At 58.8% G+C, this 25186-nt stretch carries 26 protein-coding genes; 9 read left to right on the forward strand and 17 right to left on the reverse strand.

The window, feature by feature from the left end; translation table 11 throughout:
• Positions 1-142: 142 nt before the first annotated feature.
• From IB249_RS13215 to IB249_RS13250, 8 genes are all read right to left on the reverse strand, one after another.
• Positions 143-877: an amino acid ABC transporter ATP-binding protein gene (locus tag IB249_RS13215; protein ID WP_192305323.1), complete on the reverse strand. Its 735-nt coding sequence runs from the start codon at positions 875-877 to the stop codon at positions 143-145.
• Positions 874-1545: an amino acid ABC transporter permease gene (locus tag IB249_RS13220; RefSeq protein WP_192305324.1), complete on the reverse strand. Its 672-nt coding sequence runs from the start codon at positions 1543-1545 to the stop codon at positions 874-876. The genes IB249_RS13215 and IB249_RS13220 overlap by 4 nt, the downstream gene beginning before the upstream one ends.
• The gene (locus IB249_RS13225) at positions 1545-2291 is read right to left on the reverse strand and encodes an amino acid ABC transporter permease (RefSeq protein WP_192305326.1); all 747 of its coding nucleotides are present in this window, start codon (positions 2289-2291) and stop codon (positions 1545-1547) included. Before IB249_RS13225 ends, IB249_RS13220 begins: the two co-directional genes overlap by 1 nt.
• Before the next feature lie 194 nt (positions 2292-2485).
• Positions 2486-3400, reverse strand: a complete 915-nt coding sequence (locus IB249_RS13230) for a glutamate/aspartate ABC transporter substrate-binding protein (RefSeq protein ID WP_192305328.1) — start codon at positions 3398-3400, stop codon at positions 2486-2488.
• A gap of 388 nt (positions 3401-3788) precedes the next feature.
• Positions 3789-5327: a glycerol-3-phosphate dehydrogenase gene (glpD, locus tag IB249_RS13235; RefSeq protein WP_192305331.1), complete on the reverse strand. Its 1539-nt coding sequence runs from the start codon at positions 5325-5327 to the stop codon at positions 3789-3791.
• A 307-nt stretch (positions 5328-5634) separates the two neighbouring features.
• Complete coding sequence (locus IB249_RS13240) at positions 5635-6390, reverse strand: DeoR/GlpR family transcriptional regulator (RefSeq protein WP_192305333.1); 756 nt, start codon at positions 6388-6390, stop codon at positions 5635-5637.
• Between the two features lie 95 nt (positions 6391-6485).
• The gene (gene glpK / locus IB249_RS13245; protein ID WP_192305334.1) at positions 6486-7991 is read right to left on the reverse strand and encodes a glycerol kinase GlpK; all 1506 of its coding nucleotides are present in this window, start codon (positions 7989-7991) and stop codon (positions 6486-6488) included.
• Positions 7992-8064: 73 nt separating this feature from the next.
• A complete protein-coding gene (locus IB249_RS13250; protein WP_192306390.1) occupies positions 8065-8916 on the reverse strand; it encodes an MIP/aquaporin family protein in 852 nt (283 codons plus the stop codon).
• A gap of 370 nt (positions 8917-9286) precedes the next feature.
• On the opposite strand from IB249_RS13250, the gene ybaK reads away from it, so the two are divergent.
• Both ybaK and IB249_RS13260 read left to right on the forward strand, forming a co-directional pair.
• Positions 9287-9757: a Cys-tRNA(Pro) deacylase gene (ybaK, locus tag IB249_RS13255; protein WP_192305335.1), complete on the forward strand. Its 471-nt coding sequence runs from the start codon at positions 9287-9289 to the stop codon at positions 9755-9757.
• A 16-nt stretch (positions 9758-9773) separates the two neighbouring features.
• Positions 9774-10556: a PhzF family phenazine biosynthesis protein gene (locus IB249_RS13260; protein WP_192305336.1), complete on the forward strand. Its 783-nt coding sequence runs from the start codon at positions 9774-9776 to the stop codon at positions 10554-10556.
• Positions 10557-10610: 54 nt separating this feature from the next.
• Here the strand turns inward: IB249_RS13260 and IB249_RS13265 are convergent, their stop codons facing one another.
• Together IB249_RS13265 and argF are read right to left on the reverse strand one after the other, a co-directional pair.
• Entirely contained in the window at positions 10611-11720 is a 1110-nt protein-coding gene (locus tag IB249_RS13265) for an ABC transporter ATP-binding protein (RefSeq protein ID WP_192305337.1), read from the reverse strand.
• On the reverse strand, positions 11717-12637 hold the full coding sequence (gene argF, locus IB249_RS13270) for an ornithine carbamoyltransferase (protein WP_192305338.1): 921 nt from the start codon (positions 12635-12637) through the stop codon (positions 11717-11719). The genes IB249_RS13265 and argF overlap by 4 nt, the downstream gene beginning before the upstream one ends.
• 401 nt (positions 12638-13038) lie before the next feature.
• Between argF and IB249_RS13275 the strand changes: the two genes are divergently transcribed.
• From IB249_RS13275 to grxD, 3 genes are all read left to right on the forward strand, one after another.
• Positions 13039-13329, forward strand: a complete 291-nt coding sequence (locus tag IB249_RS13275) for a hypothetical protein (protein ID WP_192305339.1) — start codon at positions 13039-13041, stop codon at positions 13327-13329.
• A 135-nt stretch (positions 13330-13464) separates the two neighbouring features.
• The gene (locus IB249_RS13280; protein WP_192305340.1) at positions 13465-15570 is read left to right on the forward strand and encodes a molybdopterin oxidoreductase family protein; all 2106 of its coding nucleotides are present in this window, start codon (positions 13465-13467) and stop codon (positions 15568-15570) included.
• Between the two features lie 97 nt (positions 15571-15667).
• The gene (grxD, locus tag IB249_RS13285; RefSeq protein ID WP_192305341.1) at positions 15668-16000 is read left to right on the forward strand and encodes a Grx4 family monothiol glutaredoxin; all 333 of its coding nucleotides are present in this window, start codon (positions 15668-15670) and stop codon (positions 15998-16000) included.
• A gap of 138 nt (positions 16001-16138) precedes the next feature.
• Here the strand turns inward: grxD and bfr are convergent, their stop codons facing one another.
• Together bfr and IB249_RS13295 are read right to left on the reverse strand one after the other, a co-directional pair.
• Positions 16139-16612 (reverse strand): bacterioferritin, encoded by a 474-nt coding sequence (gene bfr / locus IB249_RS13290; protein WP_192305343.1) that lies wholly within the window; start codon positions 16610-16612, stop codon positions 16139-16141.
• Positions 16613-16812: 200 nt separating this feature from the next.
• A complete protein-coding gene (locus IB249_RS13295) occupies positions 16813-17031 on the reverse strand; it encodes a bacterioferritin-associated ferredoxin (RefSeq protein WP_093430580.1) in 219 nt (72 codons plus the stop codon).
• A gap of 313 nt (positions 17032-17344) precedes the next feature.
• Between IB249_RS13295 and IB249_RS13300 the strand changes: the two genes are divergently transcribed.
• Positions 17345-17947, forward strand: a complete 603-nt coding sequence (locus tag IB249_RS13300) for a peroxiredoxin (RefSeq protein WP_192305345.1) — start codon at positions 17345-17347, stop codon at positions 17945-17947.
• 158 nt (positions 17948-18105) lie between these two features.
• Here IB249_RS13300 and rnt read toward each other — a convergent pair whose 3' ends face one another.
• Positions 18106-18780 carry a ribonuclease T gene (rnt, locus tag IB249_RS13305; RefSeq protein ID WP_192305347.1) on the reverse strand — a complete coding sequence of 225 codons (675 nt, stop codon included), beginning with the start codon at positions 18778-18780 and terminating at the stop codon, positions 18106-18108.
• A complete protein-coding gene (gene pyrC / locus IB249_RS13310; RefSeq protein WP_192305349.1) occupies positions 18777-19823 on the reverse strand; it encodes a dihydroorotase in 1047 nt (348 codons plus the stop codon). Before pyrC ends, rnt begins: the two co-directional genes overlap by 4 nt.
• Positions 19824-19994: 171 nt before the next feature.
• On the opposite strand from pyrC, the gene IB249_RS13315 reads away from it, so the two are divergent.
• Together IB249_RS13315 and IB249_RS13320 are read left to right on the forward strand one after the other, a co-directional pair.
• Positions 19995-20921, forward strand: coding sequence for a flagellar protein MotY (locus IB249_RS13315; RefSeq protein ID WP_192305351.1), 927 nt, complete (start codon positions 19995-19997; stop codon positions 20919-20921).
• Between the two features lie 129 nt (positions 20922-21050).
• Entirely contained in the window at positions 21051-22268 is a 1218-nt protein-coding gene (locus IB249_RS13320; RefSeq protein ID WP_093226480.1) for an argininosuccinate synthase, read from the forward strand.
• Between the two features lie 141 nt (positions 22269-22409).
• On the opposite strand, the gene IB249_RS13325 is transcribed toward IB249_RS13320, so the two are convergent.
• Positions 22410-23045, reverse strand: a complete 636-nt coding sequence (locus tag IB249_RS13325; RefSeq protein ID WP_192305353.1) for a hypothetical protein — start codon at positions 23043-23045, stop codon at positions 22410-22412.
• 487 nt (positions 23046-23532) lie between these two features.
• On the opposite strand from IB249_RS13325, the gene IB249_RS13330 reads away from it, so the two are divergent.
• Complete coding sequence (locus IB249_RS13330; RefSeq protein WP_084322710.1) at positions 23533-24159, forward strand: response regulator transcription factor; 627 nt, start codon at positions 23533-23535, stop codon at positions 24157-24159.
• A gap of 89 nt (positions 24160-24248) precedes the next feature.
• Here the strand turns inward: IB249_RS13330 and IB249_RS13335 are convergent, their stop codons facing one another.
• Positions 24249-24428, reverse strand: coding sequence for a PA3496 family putative envelope integrity protein (locus tag IB249_RS13335; RefSeq protein ID WP_192305355.1), 180 nt, complete (start codon positions 24426-24428; stop codon positions 24249-24251).
• 107 nt (positions 24429-24535) lie between these two features.
• On the reverse strand, positions 24536-25174 hold the full coding sequence (nth, locus tag IB249_RS13340; RefSeq protein WP_192305357.1) for an endonuclease III: 639 nt from the start codon (positions 25172-25174) through the stop codon (positions 24536-24538).
• Positions 25175-25186 lie beyond the last annotated feature (12 nt).

Here is a 25186-nt window from a genome sequence, read left to right on the forward strand (position 1 = left end):
GCCTTGGGTCAACCAGCGCCCACCTGCAGGAGCGAGCCTGCTCGCGATAGTCGTCAACGATGACGCGTTCATTCTGGATGGACGCGGTGTCTTTGAGTTCTTCGCGAGCAAGCTCGCTCCGACAGGGAAGGGCGTACAACTGTCAGTGCTGCAAGATCTTGTTGAGGAAGTGCTGGGTACGTTCGGCGCGGCTGTTGATGTCGCCGAAGAACTCCTCTTTCGGGCAGTCCTCGATGATCTTGCCGGCGTCCATGAAGATCACCCGGTCCGCCACTTTGCGGGCAAAGCCCATCTCGTGGGTCACGCACATCATGGTCATGCCTTCATGGGCCAGTTGCACCATCACGTCGAGCACTTCGTTGACCATTTCCGGGTCCAGCGCCGAGGTCGGTTCGTCGAACAGCATGACGATCGGGTCCATCGCCAGCGCACGGGCAATCGCCACGCGCTGTTGCTGGCCGCCGGAGAGCTGGCCCGGGTGCTTGTGGGCGTGAGCCGACAGGCCGACACGCTCCAGCAATTGCAGGCCTTTTTTGGTGGCTTCTTCCTTGCTGCGGCCCAACACCTTGATCTGCGCAATGGTCAGGTTTTCGGTGATGGTCAGGTGCGGGAACAGTTCGAAGTGCTGGAACACCATGCCCACGCGCGAGCGCAGCTTGGGCAGGTCGGTCTTCGGGTTGGCGATGGAGGTGCCATCGACCACGATGTCACCTTTCTGGAACGGCTCCAGGGCGTTGACGCACTTGATCAGGGTCGACTTGCCGGAACCGGACGGCCCGCACACCACGATCACTTCGCCTTTCTTGACCTCGGTGCTGCAATCGGTCAGCACCTGGAAGTCCCCATACCACTTGTTGATGTTTTTGATAGAGATCATACGGCGAACCTTTTTTGCAGACGCTTGACCAGCTGCGAGGCGGCAAAGCTGATGATGAAGTACACGAGACCTGCGAAGATCAGGAACTCATTCGAGCGACCGATGATGTCGCCACTGGCGCGCGAAGCATTGAGGAAATCCACCAGGCCGACGGCGTAGACCAGCGAGGTGTCCTGGAACAGGATGATGCTTTGCTGAAGCAACAGCGGGGTCATCTTGCGGAACGCTTGCGGCAGGATGATCAGGCGCATCATCTGGCCATAATTCATGCCCAGCGCCTGTGCGGCACCCATCTGACCCTTGGGGATCGACTGCACGCCGGCACGGACGATTTCGCAGAAGTAGGCCGCTTCGAACATCATGAACGCCACGATGCACGAGGTGAAGGCGCCGATCGGGGTGTCTTCGCCGGTGATCCAGCGCAGGACGAACGGCACCGCCAGGTAGAACCAGGTGATGACCAGCAGCAGCGGGATCGAACGGAAGTAGTTGACGTAGGCGCCGGCCAGGTTCGACAGCAGTTTGCTGTGGGACAGGCGCATCAGTGCGAGCACGGTGCCCAGGATGATCCCGCCGACGACGCCCATCGCCATCAGTTGCAGGGTCATGACCATGCCGTTCCACAAGCCCGGCAGGGAAGGAATGATGCCCGAGAAGTCGAATTCCATCATTTACCCCCTACGGAGATCAGGCCAGGCACGGCGACTTTCTTCTCGACCAGGCGCATCAGCAGCATCAGGCTCATGTTCAGGGTGAAGTAGATCAGCGTGGCCAGGGTGAACGCTTCGAACAGGTTGGCCGAGAATTCGGCGGTCTGCTTGGTCTGCGCGAGCAACTCCATCAGGCCGATCAGCGACGCCACGGACGAGTTCTTGAAGACGTTGAGAAATTCCGACGTGAGCGGCGGAATGATGATCCGGTAAGCCTGGGGCAGCAGCACGTTCCAGTAGATCTGCGGCAGCTTGAAGCCCATGGCGCGAGCGGCCGATTCCTGGCCCTTGGGCAGTGCCTGGATGCCGGTGCGCACCTGTTCGCACACCCGTGCGGCCGTGAACAGGCCCAGGCACACGATGACGCTGAGGAACGCCGACGTGGTCGGGTTCAAGTCCTGCTTGTACCAGTCCTGCAGGTTCTGCGGCAGCAGGTCGGGCACCAGGAAGTACCAGATGAACAGCTGCACCAGCAGTGGCACGTTACGGAAGATTTCCACGTAGCAGGTCGCAACGCCCGACACCAGGCGATTCGGTACGGTGCGCATGACACCCAGAATCGAGCCCAGTGTCAGGGCGATGATCCAGGCCACGATGGCGATGGCGATGGTCCAGCCCAGACCGGAGATGTACCAGTCGAGATACGTCTCGCTGCCCACTCCGGTGGACCTGAAGAACACGCCCCAGTCCCAGTTGTAATTCATTAGGGTCTCCCCTCGGATTCTATCGATGTACAAATGCCCGCCTGGGGAAACTCCGTTCCCACCCAATCGCGACGATTGGGCACACACGAGCGGCTCGACAGCCACCGGTTCGAGTGTTTCCAGATTGATGCCAGCAGGGAGTGACAACTCCTGAAAGGGCAACGGCCCTCTCAGGAGATAAGGTTAGACAGAAATCAGGATTTCTTGTCGTCAGCCGCTTTATCGGTCGGCGTGGCGATCAGCGCCTTGAGCTCGTTGCTCATCGGGAAGTTCAGGTTCAGGTTTTTTGGCGGGATAGGTTGCATGAACCACTTGTCGAAAATCTGGTTGATTTCGCCCGATGCGTAGGTGGCCTTGATGGCGTCATCGACTGCCTTTTTGAATGGCTCATCACCTTTGCGCATCATGCAGCCGTAGATTTCATACGACTGTGGAGTGCCGGTCACGGCCCAGTCAGTTGGCTTTTTGGCCTTGGCCATTTCGCCGGCCAGCAAGGCGTCGTCCATCATGAACGCTACGGCGCGGCCGCTTTCCAGCATCTGGAAGGACTCGCCATGGTCCTTGGCGGAGATCACGTTCATGCCCATCTGCTTGTCGGCATTCATTGCCTTGAGGATGCGCTCGGACGTGGTGCCGGCGGTGGTCACGACGTTCTTGCCTTTCAGGTCGTCGAAATCCTTGTAGGCGGAGTCTTTCTTGGCCAGCAGGCGGGTGCCGACTTCGAAGATGCCCACGGAGAAGTCAACTTGTTGCTGACGCTCGACGTTGTTGGTGGTGGAACCGCATTCCAGGTCCACGGTGCCGTTTTGCACCAGCGGAATACGGGTTTGCGAGGTCACCAGGTTGTATTTGACCTGGAGGTTTGGCAGGTCAAGGTCTTTCTTCAGGGCTTCGACCACTTTCAGCTGGATGTCGTGGGAGTAACCCATCGGCTTGCCGGAGGCGTCCGCGATGTAGGAAAACGGAATGGAAGCGTCGCGATGCCCGAGAGTGATTACACCGGACTCTTTGATCTTCTTCAGGGTGCCGGTGAGTTCGGCGGCGAAAACTGGAGTGCTGATCAGAGCGGCAGCAATGGCTGCGCCCAGGATATGGGGAACGATGCGCATCAAATTGTCCTCGACATTGTTTTTTTTATGGAGCCAGTTGATCGGCCCTTTTGAGCTTCGAACGTTTGCTGCCTTTCAAGGTTCCACGCAGCAAGCATTCGTCCGAAAGTGTAGAGCATGAGTCGTGCCAGGCCAGGTCGAATGCATCAACCCATTGATTTATAAGAGCTATTAGTTTTGGTTGATGTTTTTTTGATATCAGGAAATCCGGTTAACCGAATGCCTCGAAAGGTCCTGTTCGGAAAACCGAATGCTATACCGCGCTGACTGACTGTCCCTGGGGAGCGGGCTTGCTCGCTTCCACAGGGGGAGTGTGTGAGTTGTCAGGAAGCAAAAAGCCCCCGAATCGTGAGATTCAGGGGCTTTCCGTTCACCGCAGTCCTGTGGATCAGGCCGCTTCGATCTTGCGGCGGTTCTGTTCGACTGTGTTCAGGTAGTCGACGAGTTTCTGCTGTTCGGCTGCCGTGGTGAACAGGCCCAGCTTGCTGCGACGCCAGAGGATGTCATGCGCTGTGGTCGCCCATTCTTCGCTGCACAGGTAATCGACCTCGCGGCTGTAGAGGCCGCCACCGATGTGTTCACCCAGGTCAGCGAGGTTCTGCACGCCTTCGAGCATGCGCCATGTGCGGCTGCCATAGGTGGTGGACCAGCGACGGGCGATTTCCGTGGGCACCCAATCGTACTGGTCGCGAATCCGCGAACTCAGGGCTTGCGGGGTGCTCATGTCTTCGCCGCCCGGCAGGGTTTCGCCGGCGGTCCAGCTCGGCTTGATGTGCGGGAAGTACGGTGCCAGTTGCGCCAGTGCCGACTCGGCCAGTTTGCGGTAGGTGGTCAGCTTGCCGCCGAACACGGACAGCAACGGGGCCTCTTCAGCAGAGCCCGACAAGGCCAGCGTGTAGTCGCGGGTGACGGCCGATGGGTTGTCGGACTCATCGTTGCACAGCGGGCGCACCCCGGAATAACTGTGCAGGATGTCGTCGCGGCTGATCTGTTTCTTGAAGTGGGCATTGACCACTTTGAGCAGGTAATCGGTCTCGCCGTCGGTGATCGCCACGTTTGCCGGGTCACCGGTGTACTCGCGGTCGGTCGTACCGATCAGGGTGAACTGGTTCAGGTACGGAATGGTGAACACGATGCGCTGATCTTCGTTCTGCAGGATGTGCGCGTGGTCGCCCTCGTACAGTTTCGGCACGATCAGGTGGCTGCCCTGGATGAGGCGGATGCCATAGGGCGATTCCATCTTCAGGTCATCACGAATGAACTTGGCGACCCACGGACCGGCCGCATTGACCAGTGCCTTGCTGCGGATCGAGAACAGGCTGCCGTCGGCGCGCTCCAGGTGCAGGTGCCACAGGCCTTTGGTGCGGCGGGCACTGACGCATCGGGTCTGCGTGTGAACATGGGCGCCTTTCTCGCGGGCGGCCATGGCGTTCAATACCACGAGGCGGGCGTCGTCGACCCAGCAATCGGAGTATTCGAAGCCCCTGGTGATTTCGCTCTTCAACGGGCTGTCCGGACCGAATTTCAGGCTTTTCGAACCTTCCAGCTTTTCCCGTTTGCCAAGGTTGTCATACAGGAACAGGCCCGCGCGGATCATCCAGGCCGGACGCAGGTGCGGGCGATGCGGCAAGACGAAACGCATCTGCTTGACGATGTGCGGCGCGTTGGCCAGCAGCACTTCGCGCTCGGCAAGGGCTTCACGGACCAGGCGGAATTCGTAATGTTCGAGGTAGCGCAGGCCGCCGTGGATCAGTTTGCTGCTGGCCGACGACGTATGGCTGGCCAGGTCGTCCTTTTCGCAAAGGAATACCGAGAGACCGCGACCGGCGGCGTCCGCTGCGATTCCCACGCCATTTATCCCGCCACCGATGACGGCAACGTCGTAGATCTCAGCGATAGGAGGCGTAGGCAAGGTAGAAGTGGGCATCGCATGGCCTCGGGCATTTTTTGGTTTTCGGTATTTGAATTCGAACATTAATGTTCATTTGCGAAAATGGTAGCCCATAAAGCCGTGCGCAGCCAGTCACCTTCGATTGAAAATACTCATCGAAGGGCCGTGAAAGGAAAATTTTCGAACATGAAATGCGTGTGAGGACGCTGGAAGGGCATCGATTGCGCCGGTTCCTTTCGCAGGCAGACCCACTGCCACACTGAATGGATGAGCGAAATGGATCAGTGTGGGAGAGGGTCTGCCCGCGAAGGGGTCGGTACGGGCAACGAAGCAGGCGGGTGGGTTAAACGACTTCCAGTCGAATCTTGTGCTGGCTCAACAACTGCGCCAGGGCCGGCACCGGTTGCTGGTCGGTTACCAGGCAATCGATGAGGCTGATCGGCCCCAGCCGAATCATGGCGTTGCGTCCGAATTTGCTGGAGTCCGCTGCCAGGATCACCTGCCGGGCATTGGCGATGATGGCCTGGGATACCCGTACTTCCTGGTAATCGAAGTCCAGCAGGCTGCCGTCTTCATCGATGCCGCTGATGCCGACAAGGGCGAAATCGACTTTGAACTGGTTGATGAAATCGACGCTCGCCTGACCGACCACGCCGCCATCACGCCGCACATTGCCGCCGGTCAACAGGACGTCGAAGTCGTCCTTGGCGCTGAGCATCGACGCGACGTGCAGGTTATTGGTGATGATCTTCAAATGGCTGTGGTTGAGCAGCGCCCGGGCGATCGATTCGGTGGTGGTGCCGATGTTGATGAACAGCGAGGCGTGGTCAGGGATCTGCGCGGCAATGGCTTCGCCGATCCGCTGCTTTTCATCGCGCATCTGGTCGGCGCGCATGGCGTAGGCGGTGTTTTCGACACTGGAGTCGTAGGCCGCGCCGCCATGGTAGCGACGCAGCAGATTGGCTTCCGCGAGCTGATTGATGTCGCGGCGGATGGTCTGGGGGGTCACGACGAACAGCGAGGCCATTTCCTCGATGCTGACGTAACCGCGTTCGCGAACCAGCTCGAGGATTTGTTGCTGACGGGGAGGCAGATTCATGGGGCGTCCTTTGGGCTGCCGTGCAAAATTTGCCCATGATGCCGCAGGAATCTGCTCCCTGCCAGTTACAACCGGATACCGGTCCGGTCCGTGGCTTATTCAGCGCCTTCGTGCGGTTCCCAGTCGCGGGTGCGGCTGACGGCTTTTTTCCAGCCGGCGTAGAGTTTTTCCTTGGCCGCTTCGTCCAGCGTCGGTTCGAACTCGCGCTCGATGATGGCCTTGTCGCGCAACTCCTCCAGGCTGCCCCAGAAACCACAGGCCAGACCGGCCAGGTAAGCCGCACCGAGCGCCGTGGTCTCACGCATTTTCGGACGTTCGACCTGAGTGCCCAGAATGTCGGCCTGGAATTGCATGAGGAAGTTGTTCGCCACCGCGCCGCCGTCCACGCGCAGGGCTTTGAGGCGTTCGCCGGAATCCTGCTGCATGGCGTCGAGCACGTCGCGGGTCTGGTAGGCAATCGACTCCAGGGCCGCACGAATGATGTGGTCCACGCGAACGCCGCGGGTCAGGCCGAACAACGCGCCACGGGCATACGGGTCCCAGTAGGGCGCACCGAGCCCGGTGAAGGCCGGCACCAGGTACACGCCGTTGCTGTCCTTGACCTTGTTGGCGAAGTATTCGGTGTCATGCGCGTCGTTGATGATCTTCAATTCATCGCGCAGCCATTGAACGGTCGAGCCGCCGTTGAACACTGCACCTTCCAGCGCGTAGGCGACTTCGCCGCGCGGACCGCACGCGATGGTGGTCAGCATGCCGTGTTGCGACTTCACGGCTTTCTCGCCGGTGTTCATCAGCAGGAAGCAGCCTGTGCCGTAGGTGTTTTTCGCCTGGCCCGGTTCGACGCACATCTGGCCGAACAGCGCAGCCTGTTGGTCACCGGCGATACCGCCGATGGCGATGCCGCTCTTGGTGTGGCCATAGATTTCAGAAGACGATTTCACCGGCGGCAGCATCTCTCGCGGGATATCCAATACTTCCAGCATCTTCGCATCCCACTCCAGGGTGTGGATGTTGAAGAGCATCGTGCGCGAGGCGTTGGTGTAGTCGGTGACGTGCACCTTGCCACCGGTAAATTTCCAGATCAGCCAGCTGTCGACGGTGCCGAACAGCAGTTCGCCGTTGCGTGCCCGTTCACGGCTGCCTTCGACGTTGTCGAGGATCCACTTGAGTTTGGTTCCGGAGAAGTACGGGTCGGTGACCAGGCCGGTGGTCTCACTGATGTATTGCTCGTGGCCATCGCGTTTGAGCTGCTGGCAGATCTCGGTGCTGCGCCGGCACTGCCAGACGATCGCGTTGTAGATCGGACGGCCGGTGGTCTTGTCCCAGACGACGGTGGTTTCACGTTGGTTGGTGATGCCGATGGCGGCCACCTGGTCGTGATGCAGACCAGCTTGCGCCAGGGCTTCGACCATCACGGCACTTTGGGTGGCGAAGATTTCCATCGGGTCGTGTTCCACCCAGCCGGCCTGTGGGTAGTGCTGGGCGAATTCACGCTGAGCGGTGCAGACCACGTTGGCATCGCGGTCGAAAATGATCGCACGCGAGCTGGTCGTACCCTGATCGAGGGCAATGATGTAGTTCTTATTCTGAATGTCGGTCATGTCGATTGCCTTGGTCGAAATAAGGGGTGAGGTCAGGCGCGGATCAAAAGGGCAGGATCGCGCGCCAACGGTATCAAGAAGTTCTTGGTTTGCCGTCAATGGCCGGTGCTGCGTCCGTTGTAGCAGGTTCGGAGCCTGGCAAATGGCGGGCAATCAGCCCGCGATAGGTGGCGGCACCGAGGCAGGCACCGATGATCGGTGCAAAAATCGGGATCAGGAAATACGGGATATCACGTGCGCCGGTGAGGGAAATTTCACCCCAGCCTGCGAAGAAAGTCATCAGCTTGGGGCCGAAATCACGCGCCGGGTTCATCGCGAAACCCGTCAGCGGACCCATCGAGCTGCCGATCACGGCAATCAGCAGCCCGATCAGCAGCGGCGCCATGGGCCCGTTCGGCAATCCATTGTTGTCGTCGGTCAGCGACATGATCACGCCCATCAGGATCGCGGTAATGATCACTTCAACCAGGAATGCCTGGGCGGTGGACAGCGACGGGTTGGGGAAAGTGGAAAACACTGACGCAAGTTCGAGGCTGGCCTGACTGCCACGAACCATATGGTGGGTTTGTTCGTAATCGAAGAAGAGGTTGCTGTACAGCGTGTAAACCAACAAGGCGCCGCAGAACGCGCCGGCCACCTGGGAGAGCATGTACAGCGGCAGTTTGCGCTTCTCGAAGTCGGTGAAAATACACAGCGCGATGCTGACGGCAGGATTGAGGTGAGCGCCGGACACGCCTGCGGTCAAGTAGATCGCCATGCTCACGCCAACACCCCAGATGATGCTGATTTCCCATAAGCCGAAGCTGGCACCCGCGACCTTGAGCGCGGCAACACAACCGGTACCGAAAAAGATCAGCAGTGCAGTGCCCAGGAACTCGGCCATGCATTGGCTGGAGAGCGACGGTTGTCGTAAAGCAGTTGTCATTGAAAACCTCTTTGTTTTTTTTCTCTGGCGCTTTTTCCTGATCCTGGTCAAGGCGCGATTTTCACCGGGAAGGGTCCCCACCCTGATGCCCGGTCTACTGCGGGGTGCTGCATTGTCGCGTTATACGGTATTCGTAATCGAAAAAATATAGTCAAGAAACATAACTGTCAAAGATCGAAAATGAACCATCAGTCACATCAGAACTATTAGTCACATGAATGATCGTTTTGTTTGATTGGTCAGGAGAACGCTGACGAACGGTAGGGTCTCGCCAGGTGCTGCGTAAACGCAGCCGGGATAGAGCGTTTTAGAGGGCAATGTCCTAGAATCGGACGCACTGTTCTTTCCTGCTGCCCAGTCTGGAGCTGTCATGACCCCCGCATTGGATTTGTTGAAAAAGGTTCGTGCCGAACATCACGTACACAGTTACGAACATGATCCGAAGGCAGCGTCCTACGGACTCGAAGCGGCGGAAAAACTCGGTCTGGACCCTGCGCGGGTGTTCAAGACATTGCTTGCGGCCAGCGAGAAAGGGGAATTGCTGGTGGCGGTGGTGCCGGTGGCCGGCAGTCTGGACTTGAAAGGCCTGGCCCATGCGGCCAAGGTCAAGAAAGTCGAAATGGCCGACCCGGCTGCCGCGCAACGCTCCACCGGTTATCTGCTGGGCGGCATCAGCCCGCTCGGGCAGAAAAAACGCCTTCGTACCTTTATCGACCTTTCGGCTCAGGGGTTTGCCAGCATTTTTGTCAGTGCCGGACGGCGCGGCCTGGAAGTTGAATTGGCGCCGGCAGTATTGGCCGAGCATACTCAGGCGGCGTTTGCCGAAATTGGCCGCGCCTGAATCAGGGAGAAGATTTATGCAGCTTGAGTTTTACCAGGTCGATGCTTTCAGTGATCGGCCCTTCGGTGGCAATCCGGCGATGGTCTATCGGCTCGATGCCTGGCTCGCCGACGATTTGATGCAAAAAATTGCTGCCGAGCACAACCTGGCCGAAACCGCCTTTGTGGTGCGCGAAGGGCAGGGCTGGCGCATTCGCTGGTTCACGCCCACCACCGAAGTGCCATTGTGCGGACACGCCACGCTGGCCAGCGCTCATGTCTTGTTCGACATCCATAAGGAGCCGGCACAGCGCCTGGATTTCATCTGCAAATCCGGTCCGCTGAGTGTGACCCGCGAAGGCGAACGCTTGTGGCTGGACTTCCCGGCCATTGAGACGTCGGAAGTGGGCGTGACCGTGGATGTCGAGCGTGCGCTGGGTGTCGAAGCGGTCGATGTGCGGGGCTCGAACGAGTTGTTCGTGGTGCTGGAGTCCGAGCAGGCGGTGCTCGATTGCCAGCCAGACATGGTTGCCCTGGCCAAGCTGCCGTGGCTGGGGGCCATTGTCACCGCCAAGGGCAGCAAGCATGATTTCGTGTCGCGCTATTTCGCACCGGCCATCGGCATCAATGAAGATCCGGTGACGGGGTCGACTCACTGCAGCCTGATTCCGTACTGGTCAAAACGCCTGGGCAAGTCGAGCCTGACGGCCTATCAATGTTCGAAACGCGGCGGCGAGTTGTTCTGCCGGCTGGAAGGGGATCGGGTGAAGATCGGCGGGAATGCGACGCTGGTGGCCAGCGGCACACTGATGTTGGGGTGATACGGGGCATCAATGTGGGAGCGAGCAGGCACGCTCCCACCGTTGATCCGTGTATCAGTTGGCGGTGCTGTACCGCCGCACACCCGACTCAACCCGGGGAATCTGCGCCGCCGTGCTGCCGGACGCCTGGAACAACACCAGATGATCGGCTGCCACTTGAATCCCGACATCCGCGCCGACCTGATGATCGATATGGCTCGGGAAAATCGACTCGAGTTGTGCACCGGTCGGCATCTGCAAGCGGTACAACGTCGACGCCCCCTGGAATGACTTGCCGACAATCCGTGCCTTCAAGGCGCTGTCCGGGGCATAAACGATATCGTCCGGGCGCAGCAGCACGTCCACCGCGCCGCCAGTCGGCCAGGTGTAGGCCCGGTTACCGCGCAATTCGCCGAGCTCGGTCTGGACCGATTCCGGGCTGCTCAGTTGGCCGCGAATGAAGTAACCCTGGCCAATAAAGCTGGCGACATAGGGGGTCTGCGGTTCGTGGTACAGGTTGTAGGGCGTGTCCCACTGTTCCAGGCGGCCTTCCTTGAAAACCCCGACGTGGTCGCTGACCGCGAAGGCTTCTTCCTGATCGTGGGTCACCAGGATCGCGCTGGTGCCCCGGGCCTTGAGGATGTCCCGCACTTCGTGGCTGAGCTTGCGCCGCAGTTCGCCATCGAGGTTGGAAAAGGGTTCGTCGAGCAACAGCAACTGCGGTTCCGGTGCCAGGGCGCGAGCCAGGGCAACACGCTGTTGCTGGCCCCCCGACAGTTCGTGTGGAAAGCGCTTGCCCAGGTTCTTCAGGTTGACCAGTTCCAGCAGTTCTTCGGTGACCCGTTCTTTCTGCGGGTGCTTGCGAATGCCGAAGGCGATGTTCTCGGCCACGCTCAAATGCGGGAACAGCGCATAGTCCTGGAACACCATGCCGATCCGGCGTTTTTCCGGGGCCAGGGTGAAACCGGCGCTGGAGATCGTCTCTCCCGCCAGGGTGATCTCACCTTCGTGCACCGGTTCGAAACCGGCAATCGCCCGCAGCGTGGTGGTTTTGCCGCAACCCGAAGAGCCGAGCAGGCAACCGATGTCGCCGGCGTTCAAATGCAGGTTGAGGTTTTGCACGACCCGCTGGTCCTGATAGCCGCAGGCGAGGTTGCGCAGATTAAGCAGTAATGGCTGGCTCATGCGTGGTGGTACGCCGGTTCGACGAGAAACTCGAGCAGGGCCTTTTGTGCGTGGAGGCGGTTTTCTGCCTGGTCCCAGGCGACGGAGCGCGGGTCATCGAGCAGGTCGAGGCTGATTTCCTCGCCACGGTGGGCGGGCAGGCAGTGCATGAACAGCACGTCCTCGGCAGCCAGGTCCAGCAGGGCGCGATTGACCTGGTACGGCGCGAACAGCTTCAGGCGCTTGGCGGTTTCTTCTTCCTGGCCCATGGAGGTCCAGACGTCGGTGCTCACCAGATGAGCGCCGCGCACGGCTTCCTGCGGATCCCGGACGATGGTCACCCGGTCACCGGCCCTGGCCACGAATTCGGGGTTGGGCTCGTAACCTTCGGGGCAGGCGATGCGCAACTGGAAGTCGAACTGGATCGCCGCTTCTATATAGCTGTTGCACATGTTGTTGCCGTCGCCGATCCAGGCCACGGTCTTGCCCTGGATCGAGCCGCGATGCTCCAGGAAGGTTTGCATGTCGGCCAGCAACTGGCACGGGTGCAGGTCATCGGACAGGCCGTTGATCACCGGCACGCGGGAGTTGGCGGCGAATTCGGTCAGGGTGCTGTGGGCGAAGGTACGGATCATCACCGCATCGAGCATGCTCGACATGACGATGGCGGCGTCGCCGATCGGCTCGCCACGGCCCAGTTGCGTATCCCGTGGCGACAGGAAAATCGCCTGGCCGCCCAGTTGGATCATGCCGGCTTCGAATGAAATACGGGTGCGGGTCGAGGACTTCTCGAAAATCATCCCGAGCACGCGGTTTTTCAATGGCTCGAACAGTACGCCGCGGTTACGCAGGTCTTTGAGCTCCACGCCTCGACGGAGCACGCTGACCAGCTCGTCGGGCGTGCAGTCCATCAGGGAGAGAAAGTGCCTAGCGCTCATCATTGACTACCTTTTTGCAACAGACCGCAGATACTCAAAGCCTTGTTTTACGGAACAACGGGCGAGACCTGCGGCGTAAGCCGCACGGGGCGACGAAATAGGGAAGGCGCGATCTTGACACTAAATGTCGCGTTTTTCCAATAGGCTACGGTGTTTGCGGATTTCAGAGGGGCTACGCGGAAGCCGCGACAGCGCGTTTGAAGTGGGTTCCTGACAGCAGCCTGTCATTTGTACACCGGGCTCGCGGGGCTTGGCAATCAAGCGGGGCGGGGATGCTACTGTCGCTGTCGGTTTTCGAGCGGTGCCTGCCATCGTTAATGGCAATGTGCTTCGTCTGAAACACTTGCTAATGCAATGTGCTGGGTTATAAATAAGTCACGATCGATGCAGGAAGCCCCGGAATGGAATCGAAAGAACAGCAACTCATGGAATTGCTCGGCCTCACGGCCCGGGCACTGACGCACCTCACGGCTTCCATGACGTCGATGTCCTTCGAACTCTTGCGAAGCAACGACGAGGTCACCAAGGCTGCCGGCCGACGCATGATTGATCGCATGGCCACCATCAGCGCCGGTCTCGACGAGCACTGGCGGATCATTGGCGAGCTGACCGGCGTACACGTCGCTCACGAGCAGATCGAAACCATCCAGGAAATCCAGTTGCAAGCCCCGCCCAGGTTGCCATCGAACTGAGATCGGGGCGGCCATCGGCTGGGCTGATGGGGGCCGATTCACAACGCGAACGTCGCTGGCGCGGCGACGGGGCGCGGGCCATAGTCTTGATCCCGCGGCCGACAATGCCCGCCCAGTACAAGAAAGAGACTGGCCATGACCAAGACTCTCCATCACCGTGCCTGCCACCTGTGTGAAGCCATCTGCGGCCTGACCATCGAGACCACCGAGACCGATGGCAACGTGCAAATCACCTCGATCAAGGGCGACGCCCAGGATACGTTCAGTCGCGGTCACATCTGCCCCAAGGCTGTCGCCCTGCAGGACATTCAGAACGACCCGGACCGGCTGCGCCAGCCGATGCTGCGGGTCGGCAACGAGTGGCAGCCTGTCGAATGGGAAGACGCCTTCAACCTGGTCGCCGAGCGGTTGTCGGAGATCCAGGCGCGTCACGGGCAGAATGCGGTGGCGGTCTATCAAGGCAACCCCAGCGTGCACAACTACGGGTTGATGACTCACAGCAACTACTTCCTGGGCTTGCTGAAGACCCGGAATCGGTTTTCCGCGACTTCGGTCGACCAGTTGCCGCATCACCTGACCAGCCATTTGATGTATGGCCACGGCTTGCTGTTGCCGATCCCGGACATCGATCACACCGATTTCATGTTGATTCTCGGCGGTAACCCGCTGGCGTCCAACGGCAGCATCATGACCGTGCCGGACGTGGAGAAGCGCCTGAAAGCGATTCAGGCCCGGGGCGGCAAAGTGGTGGTGGTCGACCCGCGCCGCAGCGAGACGGCGGCGATGGCCGACCAGCACCTGTTCGTGCGTCCGGGGGGCGATGCGGCCTTGTTGTTCGGCGTGCTCAATACCCTGTTTGGTGAAGGCCTGACCCGCGACAGCCATCTGCCGGTGGAGGGCCTGGATCTTGTTCGCCAGGCGATTGCGCGGTTCACCGCCGAGACCATGAGTCCGCTGTGCGCAGTGCCGGCCGAGCAGATACGCCAGTTGGCCCGGGACTTCGCCGCGGCGCCGACGGCGGTCTGCTATGGACGCATGGGCGTGTCGACCCAGGCTTTCGGCACGCTCTGTCACTGGCTGGTGCAACTGATCAATCTGGTGACCGGCAACCTCGATCGCGTCGGCGGCGCGTTGTGCACCGAACCGGCCGTGGACCTGGTGGCAACCACCTCGGGCGGGCATTTCAATCTGTGGCAGAGCCGGGTGTCCGGACGCCCGGAATATGCCGGTGAGCTGCCGGTGTCGGCCATGGCCGAAGAGATGCTCACCGACGGGGAAGGGCAGGTGCGGGCATTGATCACGGTGGCCGGCAACCCGGTGCTGTCGACACCCAATGGCCGGCAACTGGAGCAGGCGCTGGACGGGTTGGAGTTCATGGTCAGCGTCGACCTCTACATCAACGAAACCACCCGTTATGCCGACCTGATTCTGCCATCGACATCCGCCCTGGAAAACGATCACTACGACACCACATTCAACCTGTTTGCCGTGCGAAACGTCACCCGGTTCAATCGCGCAATCCTGGCCAAACCGGAGGGGGCGTTGCACGACTGGGAGATTTTCGTCGGGCTGGCGAAAGCCTTTGCCGCGAAAACCGGCAAGGAGTTGAAGCCGACGATGCCGCCGGCCAGCATGATTGACCTGGGGTTGCGGATGGGATCCTACGGCGATGCCTCGGCACACAAGTTGTCGCTGGCGACGCTGTTCGATCACCCGCATGGGGTCGACCTGGGGCCCCTCAAGGCCAACCTGGCAGCGCGCTTGAAAACCGCTGACCAGCGCATCCAGGCGGCGCCAGAGGTCATGCTCGCGGACCTGGCTCGTTTTGCCGCGTCGCAGGCGCCGGCCGCCGATGAACTCCTGATGATCGGCCGCCGTCATGTGCGCAGCAATAATTCCTGGATGCACAACTACCACCGGCTGGTGAAAGGCAAGCCGCGCCACCAGCTGCTGATGCACCCTGACGACCTCGCCAGTCGCGGGCTCAGTGACGGACAACGGGTGCGGGTCAGCTCCCGGGTCGGCGTGATCGAAGTGGAAGTGCTCGGCAGCCCGGACATGATGAAAGGCGTGGTCAGCCTGCCGCACGGTTGGGGCCATGCGCGGCCCGGCGTGCAGATGGCCATTGCCAGCGGCCAGCCGGGGGCCAGCGCCAATGACCTGACCGACGAGTGCCAGCTCGACGAGTTGTCGGGCAACGCGGCGTTGAACGGTGTACCGGTCACTGTTGCCGCGGCTTGAATGGGTCCGTCGGAGAGGCCGAGCATGGCGCTCGGGTTTCCGTTACAATGCGCCACCGTGCCGACCCCTGAGTCGGAAAGTTCAGTCGAGGTGCTCCATGGATATCATCGAAACGATTAAAGAGCAGATTGCTAACAACACCGTTCTGCTTTACATGAAAGGCTCGCCGAATGCCCCGCAGTGCGGCTTCTCCGCGAAAGCTGCGCAGGCCGTGATGGCATGCGGTGAGAAGTTTGCGTACGTGGACATCCTGCAGAACCCGGAAATCCGCGCCAACCTGCCAAAATACGCCAACTGGCCAACCTTCCCACAACTGTGGGTGGCCGGCGAGCTGGTCGGTGGCAGCGACATCATGACCGAGATGGCTGCAGACGGTTCGCTGCAAACCACCATCAAGTCGGCTGTTGAAGCGGCGGCTGCCAAAGCCTGACCGACGCTTGCCTTCTCTCTTTGTGTAGGCGCGAGCGTGCTCGCTCCTGCAGTCCAAGAGGGAGCAACAAGCATGAAAAAGCCCCGCCTCTTGAAAGAGCGCGGGGCTTTTTATTGCGTCGAGATCAGCGGCGCAAACTTACTCGTCGCCCATCTGCGATTGCAGGTAGTTTTCCAGGCCGATCTTGTCGATCAGGCCCAGTTGGGTTTCCAGCCAGTCGATGTGTTCTTCTTCGGACTCGAGAATGTCTTCGAGCAGTTCACGGCTGCCGAAGTCACCCACGGTTTCGCAGTGCGCGATCGCGACTTTGAGGTCGGCGTGGCCGGTGCGTTCGATACGCAGGTCGCACTCGAGCATTTCCTTGGTGTGCTCGCCAATCTGCAGCTTGCCCAGGTCCTGCACGTTAGGCAGGCCCTCCAGGAACAGGATGCGCTTGATCAGCTTGTCCGCGTGTTTCATCTCATCGATGGACTCGTGGTACTCGTGCTTGCCGAGTTTGTTCAGGCCCCAATCTTCATACATGCGGGCATGCAGGAAGTACTGATTGATCGCGACCAGTTCATTGGCAAGGATCTTGTTGAGATGCTGGATGACTGTAATGTCGCCTTTCATGATGGGGTCCTGCCCTGTATTAGCTGTCTATAAGGCAGAGTTTGAGCCGCATAATCAGGAGTGTCAAACCTAAGTTATTGAATAATATATGAAAATTAATCGGAATAAGAATGTTTGTGTTCCGCGTCTAGCCCGTAACCAATTGATTTGCAGACATAAAAAAACCGGACATCAAGTCCGGTTCTTTGGAAGTCGGGTATTTATGCAGCGGTAAATTCTACCGGGTAGGGAATAGCGGCCTGGGCTGTCTGCAATTTGGTCAGGGTTTCGCGTACCACTTCCTTGGCCAGGCAGGCACATTTACCGCATTGGCTGGCTACGCCGGTAGCCTGACGGACTTCCTTGTAGCTGCAGCATCCTTCATAGATTGCATCGCGGATTTGACCGTCGGTGACGCCAGTGCAGAGGCAGACATACATAAGTGAAAACCGTCGCTGGTTGTGACTCAATTGCGATGGATCTTAATGTTAACGAGAATGATTGTCAAAGTGGTTTCTGACAGCTTTGCAGGATCGGGGGCCAGGACCGACGAACGGCTTTGTTCAGGCCATATGCCAGTCATCTTTGCGGCGCCCATTCAGCGCTCCGGTGAAAATCCGTTAAGGACAGCTTAAAAACGCAGTGTATGATGGCCGGTCCTTATGAAGGGGGTGAGTGTCACAGGGCTGTCGCCTGAGGGTGACAGGCTGGCCCAAACCCGGAACTTCACGTTTTTACACCAGGAGATATTCAATGAGCGTACTCGTAGGCAAGCAAGCCCCAGATTTCACCGTACCGGCCGTCCTCGGCAATGGCGAAATCGTCGACAGCTTCACCCTGTCGTCGGCCATCAAGGGCAAATACGGCCTGGTGTTCTTCTACCCGCTGGACTTCACCTTTGTATGCCCATCCGAGCTGATCGCTCTGGACAACCGCATGTCGGACTTCAAGGCACGCAACGTGGAAGTGATCGCCGTTTCGATCGACTCGCACTTCACCCACAACGCCTGGCGCAACACGCCGGTCAACAATGGCGGTATCGGTGAAGTCCGTTACACCATGGCGGCCGACATGAAGCACGAAATCGCCAAGGCCTACGACGTTGAGTCCGAAGGTGGCGTCGCGTTCCGTGGCGCGTTCCTGATCGACGACAAAGGCGTCGTTCGCTCGCAGATCATCAACGACCTGCCACTGGGCCGTAACATGGAAGAGCTGATCCGTCTGGTCGACGCTCTGCAATTCCACGAAGAGCACGGCGAAGTCTGCCCTGCCAACTGGAAGAAAGGCGACAAGGGCATGAATGCTTCGCCGGAAGGTGTCGCGGCCTACCTGACCGAGCACGCGGCTGCCCTGTAAGGCGCGTCAAGGCGTAAAAAAACCGGCCATCATGGCCGGTTTTTTTATGGGCGGGAGAATCGCAGGTCCCTGAAGGAGCCGGCTTGCTGGCGATGAACGATGACGCGATCTGCATGTTAAACCGCGTCGCCTGCATCGCGAGCAGGCTCGCTCCCACATCAATCGTCGAAGTCTTCCCAGCCGCCCATTTGCTTCCAGCGATTGACGATGCCGCAGAACAGTTCGGCGGTCTTCTCGGTATCGTAGCGAGCCGAGTGAGCTTCCCGACCGTCGAAGTCGATGTCGGCTGCCTGGCACGCCTTCGCCAATACCGTCTGGCCGTAGGCGAGACCTGCAAGGGTGGCGGTGTCGAAGCTGGAGAACGGATGAAAGGGGTTGCGCTTCATGTCCAGGCGCGCGACCGCTGCATTCAGGAAACCCAGGTCGAAGCTGCTGTTATGCCCCACCAGGATTGCACGCTTGCAGCCGTTGGCTTTCAACGATTTGCGAATGCCGCGGAAGATGTCCGTCAGTGCCGTTTCTTCACTCACGGCCATGCGCAACGGGTGATCGAGCTTGATGCCGGTGAATTCCAGCGCGGCGGCTTCGATGTTGGCCCCTTCAAACGGCTCTACACGGAAGAAATAGGTGTGATCGGGATACACGAACCCTTTTTCGTCCATGCCGATGGTGGTCGCGGCAATTTCCAGCAAGGCGTCAGTGGCAGAGTTGAAACCACCGGTTTCAACATCGACAACGACTGGCAGGTAACCACGGAATCGCGCGGCCATCGGGTGGCGTGGACCGCCAGCGCCCGGACCGTCCTGTTCGTCGTCGAAATGGTCTTCACTCACGCGTTTTCCTCCAGCAGGCGCCAGCGCAGTTTTTCACCGGCGCGCAGCGGGATGACGGTCAGCTCGCCAAAGGGCAGGCTGGTTGGGGCGGTCCACTCGTCGCGGACCAGGGTGATGCGATCGGTGTTCGCCGGCAGGCCATAGAAGCGAGGGCCGTTGAGGCTGGCAAACGCTTCGAGCTTGTCCAGCGCGTTGCGTTGCTCGAACGCCTCGGCATACAGCTCGATCGCGGCGTAGGCGGTGTAGCAACCGGCGCAGCCGCAGGCCGCTTCCTTGGCATGCTGGGCATGGGGTGCCGAGTCGGTGCCGAGGAAGAATTTGTCGCTGCCGCGGGTGGCGGCGTCGAGCAGGGCTTCCTGGTGGGTATTGCGCTTGAGAATCGGCAGGCAATAGAAATGCGGGCGAATCCCGCCGACCAGCATATGGTTGCGGTTGTACAGCAGGTGATGCGCGGTAATGGTCGCCCCGACATTGGCCGAAGCCTCGCTGACGAACTGCACGGCGTCGGCGGTGGTGATGTGTTCGAACACCACTTTGAGCGTCGGGAAACGCTCGACCACACGGCGCATGTGCTCATCGATGAAGATTTTTTCCCGGTCGAATACGTCGACATCACCACGGGTGACTTCACCGTGGATCAGCAACGGCATGCCGACCTCGGCCATCGCTTCGAGCGCGGGAAAGATCTTGTCGATGCTGGTGACGCCGGAGTCCGAGTTGGTGGTCGCACCGGCCGGGTACAGCTTGGCGGCATGCACGAAACCGCTGGCCTTGGCCTCGCGAATCTCTTCGGGCTGGGTGCGGTCGGTGAGGTACAGGACCATCAACGGTTCGAAACGGCTGCCGGCCGGACGTGCAGCGAGAATCCGCTTGCGATAGCCGTCGGCTTCAGCGGCGTTGCGCACCGGCGGTACCAGGTTGGGCATGATGATGGCGCGACCAAAGGTGCGCGCAACATCCGCAACGGTATTGGTCAACACGGCACCATCGCGAAGATGAATGTGCCAGTCGTCGGGACGCAGCAGGGTCAGGCGGTCGGACATGAGGGGGATTCCAGGCGGGTCAAACTGAGGGGAATGCTACCGGAAAAGACTCTCTCAGGCACTCGCTATCAAGTTTTGCCGCAAGCTTCCGATATCCAACAGGTATGCCGTAATTATGTATCGGTCTTTTTGTTGTAGAAGTCTTTTTTGTAAAAGCCAGTGGAGCCTCCCGTGCGCCAGCGTTATCTAGCCTTGCTCAGTGTGTTTGCCAGCCTTCCCGCGATGGCGCTCACTTTCCAGACCCGTCTGGAGAGCATCGAGTGGACGGTCGAAGGGGACAAGTTCGAGTGCCGCCTGACCCAACCGATCACCGATTTCGGTTCGGGTGAGTTCGTGCGTCGTGCGGGCGAGCAGGCCACGTTTCGCCTCAAAGCCTACAACTCGATGGTCGGCGGCGGTTCGGCGACCTTGCTGGCCGCGGCTGCGCCCTGGCAGCCGGGGCGTGGGGACATCAATCTCGGTTCGGTCAAGATCGGCAGCGGCAATGTGCTGTTCAACAGCTCGCAAGTCCAGGCGGGGCGCCTGATCAGTGGTCTCATGGACGGGCGCAGCCCGGTCGTTCGGCATTATTCGGGCGATGGCCGAGTGTCGGAAGTGCGGTTGTTGCCGGTCAAGTTCAGCAAGGCGTTCAACGACTATCAAGGCTGCGTGGCCAAGCTGCTGCCGAAGAATTTCGAGCAGGTCAAGCAGTCGCAGATCGGCTTCCCGGGCGAAGGTATCGAACTCGATGCACAAGCCAAGGCCCAGTTGCAGGTGATGCTGGATTTCATGAAGGCGGACCCGACGGTCAATCACATCGAGCTCGACGGTCATTCGGACAACAGCGGTAATCGCCTGACCAATCGTGAGCTGTCGCGACGCCGGGCGCTCGCGGTCATGGACTACTTCAAGGCCAACGGTGTTCAGGAATCGCAGATCACCCTGCGCTTCCACGGCGAACGTTACCCCTTGGCCCCCAACACCTCGGCAGCCAATCGGGCGAAAAATCGCCGGGTCAACGTCCACCTTGCGCGCGTGGCCCCCGTCGAGACGCCAGCGCCTCAGGCCACCGTGCCAGCGAGCCCGGCGAATGCAGCGAACGCAGCGAAGACTTCCTGAGCGGCGTCTGATCGTCGCTCACTCGACATAATCTGTCGCTTCGTCGTCATAAGCTGTCGCGCCACTGTAAATTATTCTGCATGACCGGTAGACTTGACGGCTTTCCGTAGAACCCCGTGGAGTGATGGCATGGCGGACGTAAACAAGGTCGTTCTGGCGTATTCCGGCGGCCTGGACACTTCGGTGATCCTCAAGTGGCTGCAGGATACTTATAACTGTGAAGTGGTGACCTTTACCGCTGACCTGGGTCAGGGTGAAGAGGTCGAACCTGCTCGCGCCAAGGCACAGGCCATGGGCGTAAAAGAAATCTACATCGACGATCTGCGCGAAGAGTTCGTGCGAGATTTCGTGTTCCCGATGTTCCGCGCCAACACTGTTTACGAAGGCGAGTACCTGCTGGGTACTTCCATCGCTCGTCCGTTGATCGCCAAACGCCTGATCGAAATCGCCAACGAAACCGGCGCTGATGCCATTTCCCACGGCGCCACCGGCAAGGGTAACGACCAGGTTCGTTTCGAACTCGGCGCCTATGCCCTCAAGCCGGGTGTGAAAGTGATCGCACCGTGGCGCGAATGGGACCTGCTGTCCCGTGAAAAGCTGATGGATTATGCCGAAAAGCACGCGATCCCGATCGAGCGTCACGGCAAGAAAAAATCCCCGTACTCGATGGATGCCAACCTGCTGCACATCTCCTATGAAGGCGGCGTGCTGGAAGACACCTGGACCGAGCACGAAGAAGACATGTGGCGCTGGACCGTCTCCCCGGAGAACGCGCCGGACAAGCCGCAGTACCTGGAGTTGACCTATCGCAACGGCGACATCGTTGCACTGGACGGCGTCGAGATGACCCCGGCCACCGTGCTGGCGACCTTGAACCGTATCGGTGGCGAACACGGCATCGGCCGCCTCGACATCGTCGAGAACCGCTACGTGGGGATGAAGTCCCGTGGCTGCTACGAAACCCCAGGCGGCACCATCATGCTGCGTGCCCACCGTGCGATCGAATCGATCACCCTGGACCGCGAAGTGGCTCACCTCAAGGATGAGCTGATGCCCAAGTACGCCAGCCTGATCTACACCGGTTACTGGTGGAGCCCTGAGCGGCTGATGCTGCAACAGATGATCGACGCGTCCCAGGTCAACGTTAACGGCGTTGTGCGCCTGAAACTGTACAAGGGCAATGTGATCGTCACTGGCCGCAAGTCCGACGACTCGTTGTTCGACGCCAATATTGCGACGTTTGAAGAAGATGGCGGCGCCTACAACCAGGCCGATGCGGCGGGCTTCATCAAGCTCAACGCGTTGCGCATGCGTATCGCCGCGAACAAGGGTCGCAAGCTTTTCTGAAGTTTCTGACTCGGTAGTGGAATGTGTGGCCTTGTGTTCGACAAGGCCACACATTTGAATACAGGGATTTTCCTTCGGACATTGCGATTCATCTTTCTTCTTGTGTAAGAACAACTCCCGCCTGCTGCATTCCCGTTGATTCTAGAAAGCGACTGACCGTTGCACGTCAGAGGGGCGAGATTGCTCGATGAGCGTGACGTCGTGAGAGCTCAGGTTGTACGCGACGCAAAACGGCAATCCGCTGCGTTTCTTGATCTGCCTGAAAAAACTGAACGCCCCTTCTTTCAGGCCATTCTCCGATTCGCCACTGATGAGAAACACGACGACCCGTGCTGACTCCGCTTTGCCCGGGTGCATGTTTTTCAGAAGCTCACGAAACTCCATCTTCCTGTTTATGCACCGCGCATCGATGATGTGCAGGTCCTTCAGTCGTTCCGGCAACTCAATGTGGTGCTGAACTGAAAGGTGTTTGCGTGGGCGCGTCCTGCCCGGTGGGCCTTGTGCCGTTTCCGGACGCTCGGCGGTGTCCAGTGCGTTGATGAAATGTTCTCCCTTCTCATAATCGGATGGCGCGTACAGCGATCGATAGTTGAAGTTGAGTGTGGCGAAGAACAGAAGCAGCAAGTAAAAAGGAAAGCTGATCAAAAACCAGATATAGACCTCTCGTTCTTCATTGTCGAGAAACGGCAGTGACACAGCCGCCGATGTTTCAGACAGTGTTGCGAATATGGCGATTACTGTCATGGGGTTGGTGATTCTTTGTTTTAAGTTTATCATGTTTTGCACTCATACAAGTTTATCTTTTCTCGTTTGATTGATAGTGGGTGAGTTTATTGTTTTGCGGTCTTCATGTTAGCGGTGGATTGATAATTGTCATAGGGTTGCTTTGATTTTGTCCGGGTTATTGAAATTCATTTGGTAAGCGTTCATGTGGGTGGCGGGCAAAGGGACTGTGTTAATGGGGAACGGACGGGTATCATCAAGAGTAGCGTAACTGTTGATGGGCGTTGCGCCGACAGGGCCACTTATTACCGGTTTTGTGGGTTGGTAAATTGATACAAGAAATTGTTGAAGGGTGAAACGGCGTAAGGTAAATAAAGTTTCCAACGCGCAGGTTTCGCAGATTTCCTGTAAGAATATTCCGCGTTATTTGTAGGGAATGTCTCTCGCTGCGGGTGGCCGGGGGGGACGGCATGCCATGGGTGAAACGACTAGGCTATTGTGCGGGCTCTAAAAATTCGAACAGCGAAAATTGGACCTGCCCATGAATAAAGTGCTGATCGTGGATGATCACCCCGTCATTCGGCTTGCGGTACGTATGCTGATGGAGCGTCATGGCTACGAAGTCATTGCCGAAACAGACAATGGCGTGGATGCATTGCAACTGGCTCGTGAACATATGCCGGATATTGTCATTCTGGATATAGGAATACCGAAGCTGGATGGACTGGAAGTCATTGCGCGCCTGGTATCGGCAGCGATGCCCATGAAAGTGCTGATATTGACTTCCCAGGCGCCTGGGCATTTTTCGATGCGTTGCATGCAGTCGGGGGCGGCCGGATATGTATGCAAGCAACAGGACCTCACTGAACTGCTCAGCGCAATAAAAGCCGTATTGTCAGGCTACAGTTATTTCCCCAATCAAGCGTTGCATACCGTTCGTTCCAGTCTGGGTAATGCCAGTGAAGCCGATATGGTGGATCGCTTGTCCGGGAGAGAGATGATGGTCTTGCAACAGTTGGCCCGAGGCAAGACCAATAAGGAAATTGCTGATGGAATGTTTCTCAGCAATAAAACCGTCAGTACTTACAAGACTCGCCTTTTATTGAAACTCAATGCGCGATCCCTGGTGGACCTGATCGAGTTGGCACAACGCAATGGGCTGGTGTGACGGCACTCATGCGTCAAGGGGCTCGCCGGGCGAGAGGTTCAAGATTTCCCACATAAAGAAAAGCCTCCGTTCAGGGAGGCTTTCAGGTGTCATAGGTCAAAATCGTAATCGGCCAATTGCTTTTGCAGTCGGCGCTCCTCCAGCAGGTTATCGATTGTGCGGCGTTTGCTCAGGTTGGTCTTCGCCACTTCAACCACAGGATCAGCGTCTTCGGCTTCACCCGGTGTGAAGTCGTCTTCTACGTCCAATTGCTCTTTACCAGTGCTCATAAGGTTAACTCCAGGCTTAGACTGCCTTTGGCGCTCCTTATATCGACAATCTCATTCCGGGTAAAAAAGATTTTTTCAATCGATAAATCAATAAACCTAATAGCGCTTCAATCGTCCGACGTCTTGTGCTTGTACTCGCACAGGTCTTCGATCCGGCAACTGCCACAGCGAGGCTTGCGGGCCAGGCAGACGTAGCGCCCGTGCAGAATCAGCCAGTGATGGGAGTCGAGCAGGTACTCCTTCGGTACGAACTTCATCAGTTTGTTTTCCACCTCGACCACATTCTTGCCAGGCGCAATGCCGGTGCGGTTGCTGACGCGGAAAATATGTGTGTCCACGGCCATGGTGAGTTGGCGGAACGCCGTATTGAGCACGACGTTGGCGGTCTTGCGGCCTACGCCCGGCAGTGCTTCCAGTTCTTCGCGAGTCTGCGGTACTTCGCCACCATGGCGCTCCACGAGCAGGCGACAGGTCTCGATCACGTTCTTTGCCTTGCTGTTGAACAGACCGATGGTCTTGATGTACTCAGACAACCCCTCCACCCCCAGCGCATGGATGGCCGCAGGCGTATTGGCGACCGGGTACAGCCTGGCTGTCGCCTTGTTCACGCCGACATCGGTCGATTGCGCTGAGAGAATCACCGAGATCAGCAATTCGAACGGGGTGGAGTAGGCCAGTTCGGTCTTTGGTTCCGGGTTGTCTTCATGCAACCTGCGGAAAATTTCCAGACGTTTTGCAGCATTCATGGGCAGTGACTT

Source organism: Pseudomonas sp. PDM04, from assembly GCF_014851765.1.
Taxonomy (GTDB): domain Bacteria; phylum Pseudomonadota; class Gammaproteobacteria; order Pseudomonadales; family Pseudomonadaceae; genus Aquipseudomonas.

What these genes read in the sequence shown, in the direction of transcription:
- IB249_RS13215 (WP_192305323.1), bottom strand. Translation starts at nt 877, where the DNA reads ATGATCTCTATCAAAAACATCAACAAGTGGTATGGGGACTTCCAGGTG.
- IB249_RS13220 (WP_192305324.1), bottom strand. Translation starts at nt 1,545, where the DNA reads ATGGAATTCGACTTCTCGGGCATCATTCCTTCCCTGCCGGGCTTGTGG.
- IB249_RS13225 (WP_192305326.1), bottom strand. Translation starts at nt 2,291, where the DNA reads ATGAATTACAACTGGGACTGGGGCGTGTTCTTCAGGTCCACCGGAGTG.
- IB249_RS13230 (WP_192305328.1), bottom strand. Translation starts at nt 3,400, where the DNA reads ATGCGCATCGTTCCCCATATCCTGGGCGCAGCCATTGCTGCCGCTCTG.
- glpD (WP_192305331.1), bottom strand. Translation starts at nt 5,327, where the DNA reads ATGCCCACTTCTACCTTGCCTACGCCTCCTATCGCTGAGATCTACGAC.
- IB249_RS13240 (WP_192305333.1), bottom strand. Translation starts at nt 6,390, where the DNA reads ATGAATCTGCCTCCCCGTCAGCAACAAATCCTCGAGCTGGTTCGCGAA.
- glpK (WP_192305334.1), bottom strand. Translation starts at nt 7,991, where the DNA reads ATGACCGACATTCAGAATAAGAACTACATCATTGCCCTCGATCAGGGT.
- IB249_RS13250 (WP_192306390.1), bottom strand. Translation starts at nt 8,916, where the DNA reads ATGACAACTGCTTTACGACAACCGTCGCTCTCCAGCCAATGCATGGCC.
- ybaK (WP_192305335.1), top strand. Translation starts at nt 9,287, where the DNA reads ATGACCCCCGCATTGGATTTGTTGAAAAAGGTTCGTGCCGAACATCAC.
- IB249_RS13260 (WP_192305336.1), top strand. Translation starts at nt 9,774, where the DNA reads ATGCAGCTTGAGTTTTACCAGGTCGATGCTTTCAGTGATCGGCCCTTC.
- IB249_RS13265 (WP_192305337.1), bottom strand. Translation starts at nt 11,720, where the DNA reads ATGAGCCAGCCATTACTGCTTAATCTGCGCAACCTCGCCTGCGGCTAT.
- argF (WP_192305338.1), bottom strand. Translation starts at nt 12,637, where the DNA reads ATGAGCGCTAGGCACTTTCTCTCCCTGATGGACTGCACGCCCGACGAG.
- IB249_RS13275 (WP_192305339.1), top strand. Translation starts at nt 13,039, where the DNA reads ATGGAATCGAAAGAACAGCAACTCATGGAATTGCTCGGCCTCACGGCC.
- IB249_RS13280 (WP_192305340.1), top strand. Translation starts at nt 13,465, where the DNA reads ATGACCAAGACTCTCCATCACCGTGCCTGCCACCTGTGTGAAGCCATC.
- grxD (WP_192305341.1), top strand. Translation starts at nt 15,668, where the DNA reads ATGGATATCATCGAAACGATTAAAGAGCAGATTGCTAACAACACCGTT.
- bfr (WP_192305343.1), bottom strand. Translation starts at nt 16,612, where the DNA reads ATGAAAGGCGACATTACAGTCATCCAGCATCTCAACAAGATCCTTGCC.
- IB249_RS13295 (WP_093430580.1), bottom strand. Translation starts at nt 17,031, where the DNA reads ATGTATGTCTGCCTCTGCACTGGCGTCACCGACGGTCAAATCCGCGAT.
- IB249_RS13300 (WP_192305345.1), top strand. Translation starts at nt 17,345, where the DNA reads ATGAGCGTACTCGTAGGCAAGCAAGCCCCAGATTTCACCGTACCGGCC.
- pyrC (WP_192305349.1), bottom strand. Translation starts at nt 19,823, where the DNA reads ATGTCCGACCGCCTGACCCTGCTGCGTCCCGACGACTGGCACATTCAT.
- IB249_RS13320 (WP_093226480.1), top strand. Translation starts at nt 21,051, where the DNA reads ATGGCGGACGTAAACAAGGTCGTTCTGGCGTATTCCGGCGGCCTGGAC.
- IB249_RS13325 (WP_192305353.1), bottom strand. Translation starts at nt 23,045, where the DNA reads ATGATAAACTTAAAACAAAGAATCACCAACCCCATGACAGTAATCGCC.
- IB249_RS13330 (WP_084322710.1), top strand. Translation starts at nt 23,533, where the DNA reads ATGAATAAAGTGCTGATCGTGGATGATCACCCCGTCATTCGGCTTGCG.
- IB249_RS13335 (WP_192305355.1), bottom strand. Translation starts at nt 24,428, where the DNA reads ATGAGCACTGGTAAAGAGCAATTGGACGTAGAAGACGACTTCACACCG.
- nth (WP_192305357.1), bottom strand. Translation starts at nt 25,174, where the DNA reads ATGAATGCTGCAAAACGTCTGGAAATTTTCCGCAGGTTGCATGAAGAC.